The following is a 17,833-nucleotide window of genomic DNA, read 5'->3' as shown; positions in this document are numbered from 1 at the left end:
ATCTTTTGTTAGAACCCATGCGTTCTACCAGACAGAACGATTCGACCAAAGCAAGTTGTGTTCCTGGGACACACTATTTCCCCAACATGCTTTAACAGATGTTGAGAAAATAGGTTTGCAGCGGTTGGAGAGTAGAAAAACCTATGCTTAGTTGAATGAGCATAGGTCGCCTTTAGGGTGTCCTTATGGAATCCCCTTTCTCAAACATTCGTTAGAATGTTAGGTGGGGGTAGTTCAATGGTTCGATATTTTCCGGCAATTGAAGGGTCAATTCCCTGCAAAACAATGGCATGTATATCTTTAATTGTTCGTTGATTCATAGGAGTATCTTCATTAACTAACGCACCTAAGCACTCCAGTGCCTCTCTATGGTTATTTGCTTCGGCATGTTCACGAAAACTATTCCCAGCAATCGTCACACCATCTTCTAATACGGTTTTTGTTTCATAAAGCGTTAATGTATTACCTTCAATCGCATTAGAATGATACGTATTTTTAATATGGCAGTCTTGTCTAAGATTTTCCGCAACGGATCCCGGTAAGGTCTAATGGCATCTAATTTATCTTTTAAGGCCGTGGCTTTAGTTAATAAATCTTGTATATTTACCATACGTTTATCCCTCCTACCATTGACATTTTTTGAAGTAATGGATTTCTATACATTGATATGAGAAATGAATATGAGCCCGACTTATGATCACTGAATCATTAACTTTCATGTTCATTATTCTTAATATGTTCCACGGTGCTACTAACTTGATCGTCAAACCCTAAGTTCTTTAATAGCTGTTCACAATAGTCTTGTCCTGCCCCAAATGTGTCTATCAAACGTTCTTTTAATCCTTTATCATATTCCTTTAATCCCGTGATATAAAAATCCCTATGTTGATCAAGAATAATAGAGGGCATTATATTGTTTTTCAAACATTCCTTAAATACGATCAATCGCCCTACCCGTCCATTACCATCAGCAAAAGGATGGATCTGTTCAAACCTCACATGAAAATCAACAACGTCTTCTAAACCGATACGTTCTCGTTCATGATAACACTTTAATAAGCCTTCTATTTCACTCTCTACATCCTTTGGATCTGTTGTGTTAATTTGGTTAAATGCGCCAATAACATTTTTATTTGTCTTAAAATCACCTACTGGCGTTAAGGGATTTTTCTCATCAGATGTATGACTTTTTAATATATAGTGCAGGTGCTTAATCATATCCTTATCTATATCTTCATGTGCATGGTCTAGTATATAATCAAACGCCGTAAAGTGATTCATCGTTTCATTAATATCATCTAAAGAAATACTTTCACCATTTTCCGAATAGATCTTTTCTTCATCAAATAAGTGCTGCGTTTGTTCTTCGCTCAACTGACTACCTTCTATTTTGTTTGAGTTAAACGCCATATTGATTTGAAATAACCAGTAAACGCCCCGCACTTTACCCATTCGCTCGTATTTCATGTGATTAATTAGATCCATCATTCCACTCCTTCGATGATTTGTCTCTCCCACTATTATACCTTATAATCATTGAAATCATAATGTATTCATACCTTATCTCTTATCCTCACAAAACAAAAAATCTAGAACACACGAGGGGGCACCCCGGATATGTTCTAGTTTTTATATTTATCATTCTAAAATTAATTGCGATTTATTCCCACTCAATCGTCGCAGGTGGCTTAGACGTAATGTCATACACGACGCGGTTAATGTGATCAACTTCATTCACGATACGTGTTGAAATCTTCTCTAATACATCCCACGGAATCCGGGCCCAATCTGAAGTCATCCCATCAATAGAGGTTACCGCACGGATACCAATTGTGTAATCATACGTACGTTGGTCACCCATGACACCCACACTACGGATATCGGGTAAGACAGTGAAGTATTGCCAAATATCACGGTCAAGACCAGCTAATTTAATTTCGTCACGTAAAATTGCATCAGATTCACGGACGATTTCTAATTTTTCTTCTGTAATTTCACCTAAGACACGAATACCAAGACCTGGTCCTGGGAATGGTTGACGCCAGACAACCGCTTCTGGTACACCAAGTTCAAGACCTAATTCGCGTACTTCATCTTTAAAGAGCGTACTTAATGGTTCAATGAGTTCAAACTGCATATCTTCAGGTAATCCACCTACGTTGTGGTGTGATTTAATCGTTTGTGCGGTTTCTGTACCAGATTCAACAATATCCGTATACAGTGTCCCTTGCGCTAAGTAATCCATATCTTTTAAACGTTCTGCTTCATCATCAAAGACATAAATAAACTCATTACCGATAATTTTACGTTTTTGTTCTGGGTCACTGATGCCTTTTAATTTTGATAAGAAACGTTCTTTTGCATCAATGCGGATAATGTTCATATGGAACCCATCACGGAATGTCTCCATGACCATGTCGCCTTCATCTTTACGCAGGAGACCGTGATCGACAAAAATACACGTCAGTTGATCGCCAATCGCTTTATGAATCAGCGCAGCAACAACAGATGAATCAACGCCACCACTAAGGCACATAATACTTTCTTGTCGCCGACTGTTTCTCTAATCTTTTCAATTTCTTGTTCAACAAAGTTCGCCATCGTCCAGTTACCTTGACAATCACTAATATTGAAGACAAAGTTTCTTAATAAATCATTACCATAGATAGAATTTCTTACTTCTGGATGGAACTGAACGCCGTAGATCTCTTTTGATTCATGACGCATCGCCGCAATCGGTGTTGATGGGTTTTCTGCCTCAACAGTAAAACCTGCTGGTGCCGCGACAACTTTATCACTGTGGCTCATCCAAACCGTTTGCGTATCTGGTGTACCAAGGAACAGTTTAGCCCCTTCATTGACCGTAATATCTGCCTTACCATATTCACGGTGTGTTGAACGTTCGACTTGACCACCAAAATGTTTCGTAATTAACTGCATACCATAACAGATGCCCATAACTGGAATACCTAAATCAAAGATATCCGGGTTTAACTGAAAGCTATTGTCATCATAAACACTGTGTGGGCCACCTGAAAGAATAATCCCTTTCGTTCATCGCTTTAATTTCTTCTGTTGTCAGACGGTGTGAGTGAAGTTCACTATACACGCCAAACTCACGAATACGGCGAGTAATCAATTGATTATACTGACTACCATAGTCTAATACAAGAATCATTTCATTGTTTAATTCCAAATCGTCACGCTCCCCTTATTGTTTGTCTGTAAAAAATAACCTCTGTCTATAAAGACAGAGGCAGAATAATAGCAACACTTATCCTGCCTCTATAGTCAGGAGTTTTAAGGACTCCCGGTAGAAACTCTCGAACCATATTATCGAGGATATACAGAGGTTAACGGCATTAATAATGTTTCTATTCTATCAGTGCTCTTATAGTCGGTCAAGATAGAATTGACTTTAAGACGAATAGATAGAATTTTTCGATAGCTTGAATCGTTCCTTGATCCGTTAATGCCCCGTAAAGAAAGTCTTCATATACATGAAATAACTCACTAAATTTGTTTGTTTCATAGCGTCGATCAAGCCTTTGACCATACAGGGTTAATGTCTCACCACTAAAACGCGGACGTTACTTAATCTCAATAACCAAAACAAACGTTTCATCGCCATCATGACGTCTTTTTCGGTTGTGATTGGTAAGTAATGTTTCGTCATCATAAACAGGAGTACCCGGCGCCAAAAAACAGCCAGGCATATCACCCCTACACTACTTAATATACCAAAGACAATGACTACCATGCGCCAATCGACGGCAGTATTTGCCTTGTTTTGAGTCGTTTCTTCTACTGCGACTTCCTCATCACTTTGTTCAGGCTCCTGTTCTGTTTCAGGTGTGTCTGTCTCTTCTTCAAGGTCTTGCTCACTATCCAGTGGTTGATCATCTTCTGTCGTTTCTGATTCATCAACCATGACTTGACGTGGTGAACTAAAACCAACCGTCGGCTCAAACGGCATCCAGCCAATATCTTCAAAGTACACTTCTACCAGCTATGGGCATTATTTTGTCTCACTTCATAATAACCTTCACTATTTTCTGTCCCCGTATTAAACCCCTTTACCCATCGGGCAGGAATACCGACAGATCGTAACATCACGACCATGGACGTTGAGAAATTATCACAATAACCGACGCGACTTTCAAATAAGAATTGATCGACATAGTCTTCTCCAGGTTCTGGTGGTTCTACTTCCGTTGTTTGATAGAGGAAACCACTCTGTTTAAAATAACGTTCCATCCGCTGAGCAATGCGGTAAGGATTTGTTTCTTCTCCCTTAATCTCATCCGCTAGCTGATGAACGCGATCAGGCACAGCATTTGGTAATTGAATGTACACTGGATCTATCTCCCAGTAAGGCATCTCTAGCTGATCAAGAATGACTTGTTCATAAACTGGCGGTTCATAAAATATATTAACCCGTTGATTATTAGTAGTGTCAATGGCGTCAAATAAACCGATACGCTGATCGTATAAATACTCTCGGTCGTCGTATGTTAATCCTGCTAAGTTGTAAGGATAAGCGATGCGATTGAAATTTGTTCCTTCGTTATAATACACCTCGGCCATTTGCATACCTAATGCACTTTGTTCGTTACGATACGGCAGGTAAGTAGCTCTTCAGCTCTTTCCCACCCCGTACCGGTATAGACTTCCTTCGCGTCTACACGCCAGTAATTAGGCTCTTCAATCGATGCGGTAAATACAAGCGCATCATTGTCTGCAAGACTACCACCTAACACAGAATCATCTTCACCGTAACCGATCCGTCGATTCGTCTCACCATCTGAAAAGCCCTTTGTTAGAAACGGTACAGGATCAGGCCAACTTGGTTCTTTTACTGGCAAGTCATCAGATAGAGCGATAAATAAAGCAAACATTAAAACCAGTGGAAAGAGAAGCCGGAGGAAAAAGTGTCCGCCAGTAAAAGTTAGACGCTCTTGTACCATTTTCTTTCTATGACTGTTCAACACAAGTATACTCACTACAAGAACAATCGTAATCAAGATCATTGGTTGTAACTGATAGGGCGTAAACGTATCCATGACTGTTAAATAGATCAATGTGAGCGCAGTAAAAACAAAGACGCGCTGCCGTTTCACTAACCAGTAATCCATAAGATAGCTGATTGTCATAATTAAAAGCAAGACGAGAAGCATCTCACCCAGCGGCGTCACAGCATCAAAATCTCTCGAGATTAAAGCATCGAGATTAACTTGAAGTACGTGATAAATCTCTTCAAACCATTCTTTTGTAAAAATTGCCTTTGCTACATATAAATAGTCCAGAACAAATAAAGCGGCAACTACTTTAAAGAAAAGCGACAGCCATGTGGGTAACCTCAACAAACTTAATAAAAAAATAACCGCACTAAATAAGACAAGGACCTCACCAAAAGCAACGACCTCAAGTGAGATGAGTGGGTGCAACCATAATAAATACATTAGGAATCCGGTGACATACACCATACCCCCAAATATACTATCCCAAAGGCGGCTATTATTAGGTCTCATGTCGATCACCTCCAAACACCATGTCTGGTGTAAGATGGTAAGAGATTATTCCTGACGGGGGCTGTTCAGTTGTTGACGTTAATATCAGTAGACCGTTTTGCTTTTTTAGTTGATACACCAAAGCTTCTGGTAAATTGTTTGACTCACGACTTGAGATAACAACAGGGGTCACCCCTTTTTTTAAAACAACGTGCGATGCATCATAATGAGAGACATCTAGTTGTGCAAGCTTTTGTAGTTTTTGCTTGGCGGGTAGTGATTGATCAAATGACCGTTCATGAAACGATGCTAAATTGACGTAAAAAGATCGCTTATGGATATCAAATAAGCGCATAAAACTATACAAGATCGCAACCGCCCATTCATCATCACGAAGATTAGCGTGAGGATCTAAAAAAAACATCACTTTTTCTTCTGGTTTAGGATCAAATTGTTTAGTGAAAAGCGTGTCTTGTTTTGAACTTTTTTTCCAATCAATTTGACTGATTTTATCGCCACTCACATATTCTCTTACCCCAGCCATATCTTCACGCCGTTTATGATAAGGGTGCAATTTCTTCGTTACCGCTTGAAATGCCCAGTTCATGCTACTTTTCTCAGCAGGGATAAGGATAGGGTAGCTATAGATCGCTTGATTAACCTCGATCTGGGTTGCTTTCTTTGTGAATAGAAACATATCTTCAACGGTGACATTGACCCCTTCTAGGATATGCTTTCCTCTAGGAAGTTGATGTAACGTAAAGGTCAGCTTTGTTTCACGCTTGAAACTGACTAGAACTGTTCGCGTTGGTTTCTCTGTCCGCGTTGGCCACGTCTCATCAAGAAAAGCCTTTACGCCGGTAAACGTTGTGTTTAACGAGTGTGGCAACGAAAGTTCAACAGTTAAAAACATCAGGGGGAGTGGCAATGGTCGTTTTAATTTGACCGTAACAACAGCACTCTCGCCTGCTTCTAATTCATCGTCATCAACGGTTAACGTCGCTCTTATCTGGTTGATGGGGTACAGCATCATAATAAAAAGATACACTAATATACCACACACCGCATAAAATAACGTATAGCTCACCGCCCCACCTTGAAACATCGCATAGCTATAAAACAGAAAACCAATCAACAACAGTTGGACGGTCTTAAAGATATAACAGCGTCGCCTCATACCCGGTCATCCTCAACCGGAATATCAACTTGACTCATGATCTCTGTAATGACGTGTTCAACGGTAAGTTGTTGATACATCGCTTCATCCGTTAACAACATCCGGTGACAAAAGACCGCGGGCACCAGTGTCATCACATCATCTGGTGTCACATAGTCACGTCCCATTAAATAAGCATATGCTTTCGTCGCTTTTAATAAATTAATGCCTCCCCTTGGGCTCACACCAAGGGCGACTTGATTGGCTTTTCGTGTCGCTCTTACTAATTCTAAAATATAACGTTTAACGATGTCGGACACATGAACTTTTTCTACTTCTTTTCTAATATTCAACACATCTTCTTGCGAAAGAATAGCAACCAATTGGTTAAGCGGTTGGTTTGTTTCATTCATCGACAACAATAACAATTCTTCCTCAAATGTCGGGTATCCCATATTGACCTTCATTAAGAACCGGTCTAGTTGTGCTTCTGGTAAAGGATAAGTGCCTTCATATTCTACCGGATTTTGTGTAGCCATAACAAAGAATGGTTCATCAATTGACATCGTTGTACCATCAATCGTCACACTATGCTCTTCCATTGCTTCAAGTAAGGCCGCTTGTGTTTTAGGACTCGTACGGTTGATCTCATCGGCAAGAACAATATGACTCATGACAGGTCCTTTCATGTAGGTAAACGCGCCTGTTTTCGGCTGATATATAGACACACCTAACACATCACTCGGTAGTAAGTCAGGGGTAAACTGAATTCTTGAAAAATCACATCCGAGTGTTTTCGCCAGTGCTCTCACAAGCATCGTTTTACCAACACCTGGTACATCTTCAATAAGTAAATGTCCGCCACTTAAAAGACTCGTAAGGCTCATCATAATCATGTCACGTTTCCCTACAATCACCGTTTCTATTTGATCGATACATTTGGTTAGTTGTTCATGGTATGTCGTCATCGAGATTCCTCCATCTATAGTTAATGAGTAAATATTTATATAAAAATAGCCTGCACATAGTCATTTGCGATAGAGTGATTATCGCTACTATCTCCCTCTATATTACAGAAAGACAGCAGTTATTGGAAGTTTTTCAACTGAATTTGAAGAAAAATCTACCCAGTGCTGTGAAAGTGATTCATACGTTCTTCAGTATACGGTTATTCTTGGAGATTTAAACGCTCGCATCACGCAAAAAATAGAAATAGACGATGGATTGAACCACCGCCTATTTCTATTTTTTGCTCATGCTTATTCATCTATTTTTCACTTGAACCCACTAGCCAATAATCATTTTTGCCTCTGGATACTTATACATATCTTTTGTCGGCTTCCCGCGAATGATAAAGAGGAAGGAGAAAATCCCGATTCGGCCAACAAACATCATAATCATAATGACGATTTTACCAATCATCGATAACTCACTGGTAATGCCTAGGCTAAGACCCGTTGTACCAAAAGCAGAGAATACCTCAAACGCAATAGCCGTATTAGAAAACGGCTCAGTGATCGACATCACAAAGATGGCCATCATACACAGCATAAAAGCAGTTGTTATAACGATAAAACTTCTTAAGACATCTTGTCTTGAAATTTCACGTTTAAACACTTTGATATTAGTATGACCTTTGGCATAATGAAAAATCGACAGTAACATAATCGCAAAAGTGGTTGTTCTGACACCACCGCCAACGCTACTAGGTGAGGCGCCTATAAACATAAGTAACGATAACACCATCCACGTCGGTGATTGAAACTCACTCACATCCATCGTACTGAGTCCACCGTTACGCGTCGTAATCGACTGAAACAGGCTGTAAAAGAACGCGTCAACCCCTGAGACATCTTGAAAGAAGTGCGTCCGCTCAATCAAGTAAATCATACCAGCACCGAAGATCACCAATAAGAAAAACGTTGTGGTTGTTAGTTTAGTGAATGTTGAAAATCGAAACACCTTCCGACGTTCTTTCCCTCTTAATGCCCATTGTTGTAGTTCGATGAGTACTGGAAAACCAATCGCACCAAGAACGAGTAACACCATATTAATAATTTGAACATAATAATCACCCGCAAATGGAATGAGAGAGTTACCGGTAATATCAAACCCTGCGTTCGTCGTTGCACTAACTGCCGCAAAGAACCCTTGTACCCATGCTTCTTGCCACGTATCGAAGTAAGCTAAATAGCGTAAACTGAGTAAAATGGTTCCAATCACTTCAATAATTATCACGGTTCTTAAAATAGTTAACATTAACTGGACAAGCCCTGATAAGGTTGAACGGTTTTGATCAACTGAAATGAGTTGGCGTTCTCTAATACCAATTTTTTTACCGAGTAAAATATAAATCGTCGTACCTAAAGTCATAATGCCGATCCCGCCAAACTGTAAGATAAACGCAAAGGCAAAATAACCAATCGTATTATACGTCTCACTTACGGAAACGACAGATAAACCGGTCACACTAATGGCACTAATTGAAGTAAAAAGCGTATCAAGTAAACTTACATTAACTCCCGGCATTAAAAATGGAGGAAACAGTAAGATGGCTGTTGATATAAGAATTGCTGATAAATAGTATAAAACGATTAACTGCACCGTCGATAGTTGTTTAAAGGTCTTTAACGGTATTTTAAAAAGGGCCATCGTCTGACCTCCTAAAGCATTTTTGCAAATCAATTATAGTCTAACACAATCGCATAAGAATCGTTAGTGAAAAAAAGTTTTTCTATTATTCCGTCTGATTACAGTAACATTAATATTTCCATTGATTTCTTCATAGTTTCATGACATAATTTTTGGTAACAGGAGGTTTTTTAACTTATGATTAACGAAGAAAATATTCATCTATTTCAAGCAGCACTCAATCATACACATGTCGGTCTCGTTATTACAGACCCATCTTTAGATAATCATCCCATTATTTTTGTCAATGAAGGCTTCACCCAGCTCACCGGCTATAGCGCTGAGGAAACTATCGGGAGAAACTGCAAGTTCCTTCAAGGAAGCGAGACGAGTGAAAGAACCACCCAGGCAGTTAGAGAGGCCATACAAAACCGCGAATCTATTACGGTACAAATCTACAACTATACGAAATCGGATCAAGGGTTCTGGAATGAACTGACGATTGATCCAATGTGGGTAGAAGAACAAGGCGAAGAGAAACTTTACTTTATCGGTATCCAAAAAGATGTGACTGAACTAAAAGAAAAAGAACGCCTGTTACAAGCCGCCTTAGACGAAATGGAACACTTATCGACACCGATTGTCCCGATTACGCGTGAAATTTCTGTCTTACCGTTAATCGGCACGATTACCCAATCTCGGTTAGAACAACTGACCAATACCATCTCAAGTTACTTAACCACATCCAAGAATGATTACCTCATTCTTGACTTGTCTGGCTTATTTGAAGTAGATACCTATGTTGCTGCCTCATTGCTGAAACTTCACGATCTTACAAAACTCGTCGGGACACAACTTGTCTTAACTGGTATCCGCCCGGAACTAGCCATTAAAACACTTGATTTTGGTGACCACCTTAAAGGGTTGACAACTTATCTTACAGTAAAAGACGCGATTAAATCTTTAAAAATTTAATACGTGAAACAGTAATGAGCGAATAGATATTACATCTACTCGCTCATTATTATTCGTCCTTAAGTAACCTATTATTTCTTAGTAAACCATTCCGTGATTATCTTCATTTGTAACACACTTATCCAACTAAACTTAAAGTGTTGTCCGATGAAGTTATTCATAACGGCAAACTTTAGGTGGCAGACCTGTAGCTTCTTCATTGCAGGTGTCTCGATACGATTTAACTCTAACATGTGTTTTCTTTTGACCAATGTCTGAGAGCGACTAAACCGATGAAGATAATCTAGTCTTAATACACCCTCACGTATGGCATAACCTTTTAATCGATATTCAAGATAATAGAAGACTCCTCGACCTATTAATAGACTAACCACAGCTAAAATCAACCACCAACGCACATAAAAAAAGAAGCCAATGATGCTTGGAATGAGTATAAGCAGTGAAAAGCGGACCATTCGGTAAAAATAACTGATGGCATCCGTTCTTTCGAGCTTAACATCTTTCATGTCATATTCAGGTACACATTGTTTTAAAAATGTATTCACTTCACGACGCCTAAGCAGTGGATACAACAATAATCTCCCTTCAGATTTAGCGTCAAATTCACCGCCCGCAAAATCAACATAACAGCCAGACCAACCAAAGGGCATCCGGAACAGGTTTTGTTTAAACGTGATGGCTTGGATCCGGTTAATATGTAATTGCGTCTCTTTTTTCTCAATCAGGCCATGTTTGACGACTAGATAATCACCTTCACGGTGCAAAGAAAACTGACCATACTTTAATAGAAAACTGATGACACCAACAGCAATCATCATCGTAATATATACCGATACAAGCACAATCCAAACAACCATCGATTGCTTTAACACCCATGATTCTGACGCTTGATAGATATCTTCTGGGAGATAGTTGCTTAATTCAGGGGGGATAACAGCCGCAATGGCTAATAAGGTCCCGATTCTCCCCGTTGTCACACCCGCGGCAAGTAAGCGGTAAATACTACTATGCCAATCATCTTTTTTATCGCCCTCCATTAGATGTGACGGTGTAAAGTCAGTGACATTGCCCAGTGGTAAATCATTCGTGAATTGATACTTTAATCGCCTCGCAAGTTCAAGATCAATCGCTTTTAATTCCCCGTCAACATTGACATCACTACCGGCTGTTTCTATTTTTAAGTTGGCGAGATTGAATACTTGATGAAAAATATGTTGATTCACATGCATTGAATGGATATTTTTTGTTTTAATGGTTCGGTCATGACGCACAATAATACCTTGGGTGATTTGTAACGCATCCGGATGAATCATGTAACGGAACCGGTGCCACTTAAACCAACTTATCCCGGCAAATACTAGTATGATCACTAAGATAAATATCAGGACAAAGATAACAGAGGAAGTATGAAACCGTTCCGGCAACAACGTATTAATATCAGATGAGCCTATGAAAATAACACCAGAAATCACCAACCAAACACTGTCTTTCATTAACTTAAGAAAAAATAACAATATCGCCAACGGATGCAGCTTATGTTGTTCATTCATCTTCTATCACCCTTGCACGCACGGCAATGTCATTTCTCAACCGATCCGCTTCTTCACTCGGTAAAGCCGGAATCTCATGTGTCGTTGCGGCCGTTGATATCGTGACCGTCATCAAGTTATATTTTTTCAAGATCGGTCCTTGTTTTGTATCGACATGTTGAATGCGAGTCATAGGCACAAGCGTCCGCGTCACAATGATGAGTCCACGCTGAATATAAATCTCATCTTCTAAAATCTCATAGCGAAACCGTTTAAAGCGAATTTTCGGTATAATAATAACATGAAGTATTAGCTCAATTAAGGGCACACTTGCAGCTATGCCAACAATAAACCGCGGCCAGTCAAATCTAAATACAAGATAAGTTATTGATGCTGCAATAATCATCAGTATCATAAACATGATCATGCCCGCAATACGCCATACGGTGATGGCCTCTTTCGCTAGCTGATATTTTGGTGGTTGTCTCATAATCTCTATCACTCCTTGTTGGTGTTTATCCTTACAAATATACAATGGATTCCCATCACCATATTACTATAATTCAGGCACCATGCAACCTATTCTTATTTTTTGATTCTGCTTTTTAACCTATGTAAAAAAAGCAACCGACGTCTCGGTTGCTTTCTCCCTATCATTTTTAGCTCATCTGAGTCTTGATGGATTATGCCCACCACATATCGGCTGGTTGGTCATAAATCAACACAGATTTTAAGTTCTCAACCGCACGCATAAACCCTTCATCAATCGACATAATGGGATCCTCATGTTCAATACTTACCACATGATCATAGCCATACGTACGTAAGGCGCTAATAATATCACTCCATACTTTTACCGAGTGACCATAGCCTACTGAGCGGAATGTCCAAGCACGTGATTGTACTTCGCTATACGGCTGCATATCAGTTAAACCGTACATATTCACATGTTCTTGGTCAATATACGTATCTTTTGCGTGGAAGTGATGAATCGCATTGGCTTTTCCAAGAATCTTAATTGCTGCCACGGGATCAATCCCTTGCCACCACAAGTGACTTGGATCAAGGTTTGCTCCAATCGCGTTACCTGTTTGTTCACGTAATTTTAGCATCGTATGTGGCGTATGGACTAAGAAACCAGCATGCAGTTCTAAACCAATTTTGACATTGTTTTCTTCGGCAATTGTGTTAATTTCTTTCCAGTATGGGACAAGTTTTTCTTCCCATTGCCACTTGAGTACGGTACTGTATTCTTCTGGCCACGGTGTTACTGGCCAGTTTGGATACTTACCATCTTCCGAATCCCCCGGCGTACCAGAGAACGTATTGACGACCGGAATGTTTAATAACCCCGCAAGTTTAATTGTTTTGACTAACGTTTCATGCGAGTCTTTTCTAAAAGCCGCGTCTGGTGAGACGGGTTCCCGTGGCAACTAAGGGCACTGATCGTTAAACCACGTGATGTTACCTTTTCTAAAAAGGCTTGTCTTTCTGCTTCACTATTTAGTAACGCATCGAGTTTTAAGTGCGCATCACCTGGATAGCCACCTGTACCAATTTCAACCGCATCTAACCCAGCATTTTTCACATAATCTAACATCTCTTCGAGATTTTTATCCGCAAATAATACGGTAAAGACACCTAATTTCATTCTATTCGCTCCTTTTCATTCACTTTTCATACGCATCGCACCGATTCTAATCAAACACGATCTGATTATTTAGTTTAATTTAATCGTTCGACCTGTTTGACTTGATTCCATCGCCGCTAGAATGATGTCTAATGACTTCTTACCTTCCACACCATCGATTAAAGGTTTTGTATTCGTTCTCACCGATTCAACAAAGTGACTAACGACACCTGTAGCTGTTTGTTGACCTTCTTCATTCGATTGGATTTTTCCAATTTCATAGTTAACTTTACTGCCATCCGTATACGTGGCAATCAAGCTATAATTTGGATCATCTTCAAGACGTAACACACCTTTTTCCCCGTAAATAACAGTGGCATTACTTTCGTTCACTTTATATGCCCAACTCGCTGTTAATGTGCCAATCACTCCTGAAGTACTCTTTAAGAGACACACAGCGTTATCATCTACCGTAATATTATCTTTCGCATTCGTTTCAACCATCGCTGATACATCGGTAAACTCTTCACCTAGAATATAGCGAATAAGGTCAGCTTTATGGACGCCTAAATCTCCCATCGCACCAATTACCGCGTCTTCTTTTCTAAAGAACCATGAATCTTTACCGTCAACACTCCAACCTTCTGGACCACCATGCCCAAACGTCGTACGGAAGCTATATACTTTTCCAATCGCTCCTTCTGCGATCAGTTCTTTTGCCTTTTTATGCGAGCGAACAAACCGTTGATTGTGAGCAATCATTAATGTTTTACCGCTCTTCTCACTTGCTTCAATCATCGCTTCTGCTTCTTCTTTCGTTGTTGCCATCGGTTTTTCACATAACACATGAGCGCCACTTTCAAGCGCCGCAATCGAGACTGGTGCATGCAGGGCATTTGGTAAACACACACTGACAAGATCAATTGTTTCATTCTTTAATAGTTCCTTATAATCGGTATAAACTGTACCGCCGTATACTTCCTTTACCGCCTCTGCACGTGAGGCAACGATATCACATAATGCCACAATTTCGACTTCGTCATTCTGATGATACTCTGGAAGGTGACGATGTTTACTAATACTCCCACAACCAATGACTGCTACTTTTAATTTACTCATATTCAAATCACTCCTTCATATTTTAAAAACGTCATACTTGTTTGAATGGCTTCAAATGGATCGCCTTCGGTTTGATCTTGTTCAACAATCCAAAAATCAGGTGTTGCTGTCGTTAAGATAGTAGATAAGTCTGTCCGACCGGTACCTAACGGTGCAAAGGTTGCTCGTTCATCTTTGGTCATATCTTTTAAATGAACCAATTCGAGTTGGTCTTTATATTTGTTGATCCACTCAATCGGATCTTCATTCGCTTTTTGAATCCAATAGACATCTAACTCTAGTTTTAGCCCATTGACTGTTCTTAGTAAGTATTCGAGAACGTTCTCACCGTCATTATAAGGTTCTAACTCAAAATCATGGTGATGATACAGTAAGTCCATGCCATGTGATTGAAGTTCCAGTTGAATCGACTGTAAGACTGATGGTAAATCTTGATAAAATTCATGGGTTCGGTCTTCTGGTAAGATAAACGGACAAACCACGCGGGTATTCCCTAATAATTTTTGTTCGTCAATGACTTTATCTAAATGATTAATCAAGTCTGTTAGCGGGACGTGGCTCCCCGCGACTTCTAAATCTAAGTCATCAAGCGTTTCTTTTACTTCCTCTACCGTTAAATTACCATAACCGGCAAGTTCGACGCCTTGAAAGCCGATGGCTTTCACTCGTTCTAATGTCTGTTTCATATCTCGTTCACACGCTTCACGTAAAGTGAAGAGTTGGATTGCTACTGGTATCATATCCTCATCCCTTCTTTGAAATAGATTCTAGTGGCTCGCTGTTACCATATGTCGGCTGATTTGTGTCCGTTACGTTCAACCATTGAACGGCATTTTTAATGACGGTTTGGATCTCTTTATTATGGTACGTCGGATACGTCTCATGACCTGGTCTAAAATAAAAGACTTTCCCACGTCCACGTTTATATGTCGCCCCGCTTCTAAAGACTTCCCCGCCTTCAAACCAACTCACAAAGACTAATTCATCGGGGGCTGGAATATCAAAATGCTCCCCGTACATTTCTTCTTTTTCAAGCTCAATATAACTCCCTAACCCAGAAACGATTGGGTGAGTCGGATCAATCACCCATAGACGTTCTTTATCATCCGCTTCACGCCATTTTAAATCACAACTGGTTCCCATAAGCTTTTTAAAGATTTTGGAGAAGTGACCTGAGTGAAGGACTAATAAGCCCATGCCATCTAATACACGTTGTTGAATCTTTTCTACCCACTCATCCTTTACTTCATCGTGAGCAAGGTGTCCCCACCAAATTAATACATCCGTTTGATTTAATAAATGATCGGATAACCCATGGTTTTCTTCATCCAATGTGGCCGTTGTGACCTCGTGACCTGCCTCTGTCAAAAAGCTTTTAATTGCCCCGTGAATACCTTCCGGGTAAATCTCACTGACTTTTGGATTTTTTTGTTCGTGTCTATTTTCATTCCAAACTAAGACTTTCATCCTAATAGCCTCCCTTTTATCTTTTCTCATGTTATATGATACAAATGACTGTTTTTAGAAATTTACACGTTGTCTTTCTTTTCCTGATTGATACACCGCATTGATCATTTGTTGCGTCTTCAATGCTTCTTCAGCTGGGATGTATAATTCTTTGGCTTTTCCTTGGAGCACATCATAATAATTATTGATCTGTTTTACGTGACTGACACCCCAATACCCTTTCACACCAGAATCATACGTGAATGTTTCAAGGGGGTTATGATCCGCAATAAAAGTACGTCCATCATGTAAAGTTACCGTTGCTTTATCCGCAACCATCTTCGCCACACCTTTTTCACAGTGCAATTCAATTTCAACGGGGGCGTCATACGTATAGTAATTAATCGCATGGAAGGCTGTTACAACACCATTTTTATAAGCGATAACGCCTTCAGCCGCATCTTCCACCTCAATGATTTCATGCGCACGGTTACTGATTGAGGCATCAACATACTTTAATTCACTATCAACGAACCAGCGCATTAAATCCATTGTATGAATCGCTTGGTCAATAATGACACCGCCGCCTTCTTTATCCCATGTTCCTTTCCAATCACTGTTTTGATAGTATGCATCCGATCGGTCCCATGTGACTTGTAATTTACCAGACTTCACGGCACCTAATTCACCTGAAGTCAACATATTCTTGATTAATTGTGAACCTGGGTTGTAACGATTTTGGAAAATAACACCGAGCGTGACGCCGTTTTCCTTTGCACCGTCGATCATGGCTTTGGCATCTTCATAATTGATCGCCATCGGCTTTTCTGTCATCACATGAATCTTTCTTTTTGTCGCAGCTAATGTTGCTGGTGCGTGTAAATAGTGCGGCAAGCAAATATGCACAACGTCAAGCTGTTCAGCATCCATCATTTCTTCGTAATCATCATATGCTTTTGTATTTAATTGCTTCGCTTTTTCATCCGCACGGTCTTTTTTCACGTCACACACCGCGACAAGTTCTGCATCGTCTCTTTCCATGACACTCGCTGCGTGCATCGGGAAAATGTTCCCGCATCCAATGATACCTACTTTTAATGTTTTCATTAGTATTCGCTCCTTTTTATTAAACGTTTTCATTATCTGATTTCACTTACGTTTTATTTGATTAACTTTATCTTACCGTCTCTTTCTCTTTTTTCATATAGATGATATGATGAATTCATATCCTATCTTGCTACAAATGGAGGAATCTTTTTATGCACATTGATCACTGTAGTTACTCATCACACACAGATGGTTACCACGACTTGCGTCGTGACGGTTTTGATCACTTTTTAATTCGCGTCCAAACTGAAGGAAAAGGTGAAACAACGATTCGTAAGAATACGTACCAACTAGAACAAGGATCCATCATCTTCGTCCCGCCCAACACGCACTATGAACTCACGATTGAACCGAATCAATTAAGCGGGGATTATCATTTGCTTGTTACGGGGGATTGGTTACAGCGTTGGTGGGAAAAGCTTGACCGACCGGATTTTGCTGCGCTATCATCAACCGATACGATTGTCACATTGTGGCGCTTATTATCAACGGAAAATTTACGTCCGAGTCATGAACAAAATCACGACTTGAACACGCATCTATTTAAAAGCATCATGTTGATGATTGAACAAGAAATAAAGGCGCGTCACTCGATTCAGCGGCCATTTATTGTGACACGGATGATGCGTTATATAGAAGAACATGCGCTTGAACCGCTGACACTTGAAGATGTCGCGTCGCAGTCGATTTAAGCGTATCCCGTGCCAGTCATTTATTTAAAGACCATACG

At 39.9% G+C, this 17,833-nt stretch carries 16 protein-coding genes, 2 pseudogenes and 1 riboswitch; of the genes and pseudogenes, 2 read left to right on the top strand and 16 right to left on the bottom strand.

The genetic code is table 11. The features are described 5' to 3' along the window. Window positions 1-200: 200 nt before the first annotated feature. The 9 genes and pseudogenes from JCM19043_RS10370 to JCM19043_RS10330 form a co-directional block, all read right to left on the bottom strand. The gene (locus JCM19043_RS10370; protein ID WP_062322306.1) at window positions 201-419 is read right to left on the bottom strand and encodes a hypothetical protein; all 219 of its coding nucleotides are present in this window, start codon (window positions 417-419) and stop codon (window positions 201-203) included. Window positions 420-708: 289 nt separating this feature from the next. Beyond that, on the bottom strand, window positions 709-1,485 hold the full coding sequence (locus tag JCM19043_RS10365) for a Fic family protein (RefSeq protein WP_062322304.1): 777 nt from the start codon (window positions 1,483-1,485) through the stop codon (window positions 709-711). Between the two features lie 175 nt (window positions 1,486-1,660). Beyond that, window positions 1,661-3,178: pseudogene (gene guaA, locus JCM19043_RS10360) on the bottom strand (glutamine-hydrolyzing GMP synthase). 90 nt (window positions 3,179-3,268) lie between these two features. Further along, window positions 3,269-3,370: riboswitch (purine riboswitch) on the bottom strand. Between the two features lie 192 nt (window positions 3,371-3,562). Next, window positions 3,563-4,000 (bottom strand): hypothetical protein, encoded by a 438-nt coding sequence (locus tag JCM19043_RS10355; RefSeq protein ID WP_062322302.1) that lies wholly within the window; start codon window positions 3,998-4,000, stop codon window positions 3,563-3,565. Window positions 4,001-4,002: 2 nt separating this feature from the next. Next, window positions 4,003-4,593 carry a transglutaminase family protein gene (locus JCM19043_RS10350; RefSeq protein ID WP_062322300.1) on the bottom strand — a complete coding sequence of 197 codons (591 nt, stop codon included), beginning with the start codon at window positions 4,591-4,593 and terminating at the stop codon, window positions 4,003-4,005. 2 nt (window positions 4,594-4,595) lie between these two features. Then, window positions 4,596-5,531, bottom strand: a complete 936-nt coding sequence (locus JCM19043_RS10345; protein WP_062322298.1) for a transglutaminaseTgpA domain-containing protein — start codon at window positions 5,529-5,531, stop codon at window positions 4,596-4,598. Further along, the gene (locus JCM19043_RS10340; RefSeq protein ID WP_062322296.1) at window positions 5,521-6,687 is read right to left on the bottom strand and encodes a DUF58 domain-containing protein; all 1,167 of its coding nucleotides are present in this window, start codon (window positions 6,685-6,687) and stop codon (window positions 5,521-5,523) included. Before JCM19043_RS10340 ends, JCM19043_RS10345 begins: the two co-directional genes overlap by 11 nt. After that, window positions 6,684-7,634 carry a MoxR family ATPase gene (locus JCM19043_RS10335; RefSeq protein ID WP_062322295.1) on the bottom strand — a complete coding sequence of 317 codons (951 nt, stop codon included), beginning with the start codon at window positions 7,632-7,634 and terminating at the stop codon, window positions 6,684-6,686. Before JCM19043_RS10335 ends, JCM19043_RS10340 begins: the two co-directional genes overlap by 4 nt. Before the next feature lie 319 nt (window positions 7,635-7,953). Next, entirely contained in the window at window positions 7,954-9,318 is a 1,365-nt protein-coding gene (locus tag JCM19043_RS10330; RefSeq protein WP_062322293.1) for a TrkH family potassium uptake protein, read from the bottom strand. A gap of 177 nt (window positions 9,319-9,495) precedes the next feature. Between JCM19043_RS10330 and JCM19043_RS10325 the strand changes: the two genes are divergently transcribed. Beyond that, window positions 9,496-10,272 carry a PAS domain-containing protein gene (locus JCM19043_RS10325; RefSeq protein ID WP_062322291.1) on the top strand — a complete coding sequence of 259 codons (777 nt, stop codon included), beginning with the start codon at window positions 9,496-9,498 and terminating at the stop codon, window positions 10,270-10,272. A 71-nt stretch (window positions 10,273-10,343) separates the two neighbouring features. On the opposite strand, the gene JCM19043_RS10320 is transcribed toward JCM19043_RS10325, so the two are convergent. The 7 genes and pseudogenes from JCM19043_RS10320 to JCM19043_RS10290 all read right to left on the bottom strand — a co-directional run bounded on the left by JCM19043_RS10320 (window position 10,344) and on the right by JCM19043_RS10290 (window position 17,103). After that, entirely contained in the window at window positions 10,344-11,822 is a 1,479-nt protein-coding gene (locus tag JCM19043_RS10320; protein WP_062322289.1) for a PH domain-containing protein, read from the bottom strand. Beyond that, a complete protein-coding gene (locus JCM19043_RS10315; RefSeq protein WP_062322286.1) occupies window positions 11,815-12,291 on the bottom strand; it encodes a PH domain-containing protein in 477 nt (158 codons plus the stop codon). The genes JCM19043_RS10320 and JCM19043_RS10315 overlap by 8 nt, the downstream gene beginning before the upstream one ends. Before the next feature lie 193 nt (window positions 12,292-12,484). Beyond that, window positions 12,485-13,452, bottom strand: a pseudogene (locus JCM19043_RS10310) (sugar phosphate isomerase/epimerase family protein). A gap of 69 nt (window positions 13,453-13,521) precedes the next feature. Continuing rightward, window positions 13,522-14,550: a Gfo/Idh/MocA family protein gene (locus JCM19043_RS10305; RefSeq protein WP_062322284.1), complete on the bottom strand. Its 1,029-nt coding sequence runs from the start codon at window positions 14,548-14,550 to the stop codon at window positions 13,522-13,524. A 2-nt stretch (window positions 14,551-14,552) separates the two neighbouring features. Next, window positions 14,553-15,290, bottom strand: a complete 738-nt coding sequence (locus JCM19043_RS10300; RefSeq protein WP_062322282.1) for a sugar phosphate isomerase/epimerase — start codon at window positions 15,288-15,290, stop codon at window positions 14,553-14,555. A 4-nt stretch (window positions 15,291-15,294) separates the two neighbouring features. Next, window positions 15,295-16,017: a ThuA domain-containing protein gene (locus tag JCM19043_RS10295; RefSeq protein ID WP_062322279.1), complete on the bottom strand. Its 723-nt coding sequence runs from the start codon at window positions 16,015-16,017 to the stop codon at window positions 15,295-15,297. A gap of 54 nt (window positions 16,018-16,071) precedes the next feature. Further along, entirely contained in the window at window positions 16,072-17,103 is a 1,032-nt protein-coding gene (locus JCM19043_RS10290; protein WP_062322277.1) for a Gfo/Idh/MocA family protein, read from the bottom strand. Window positions 17,104-17,255: 152 nt separating this feature from the next. On the opposite strand from JCM19043_RS10290, the gene JCM19043_RS10285 reads away from it, so the two are divergent. Beyond that, window positions 17,256-17,795, top strand: coding sequence for an AraC family ligand binding domain-containing protein (locus tag JCM19043_RS10285; protein ID WP_062322275.1), 540 nt, complete (start codon window positions 17,256-17,258; stop codon window positions 17,793-17,795). Window positions 17,796-17,833: the final 38 nt, after the last annotated feature.

The organism is Halolactibacillus sp. JCM 19043 (assembly GCF_001310395.1).
Taxonomy (GTDB): Bacteria; Bacillota; Bacilli; order Bacillales; family Amphibacillaceae; genus Halolactibacillus; species Halolactibacillus miurensis.
Note: the sequence above shows the minus strand (reverse complement) of the source record. Positions and strands in the feature narration are given on the sequence as shown.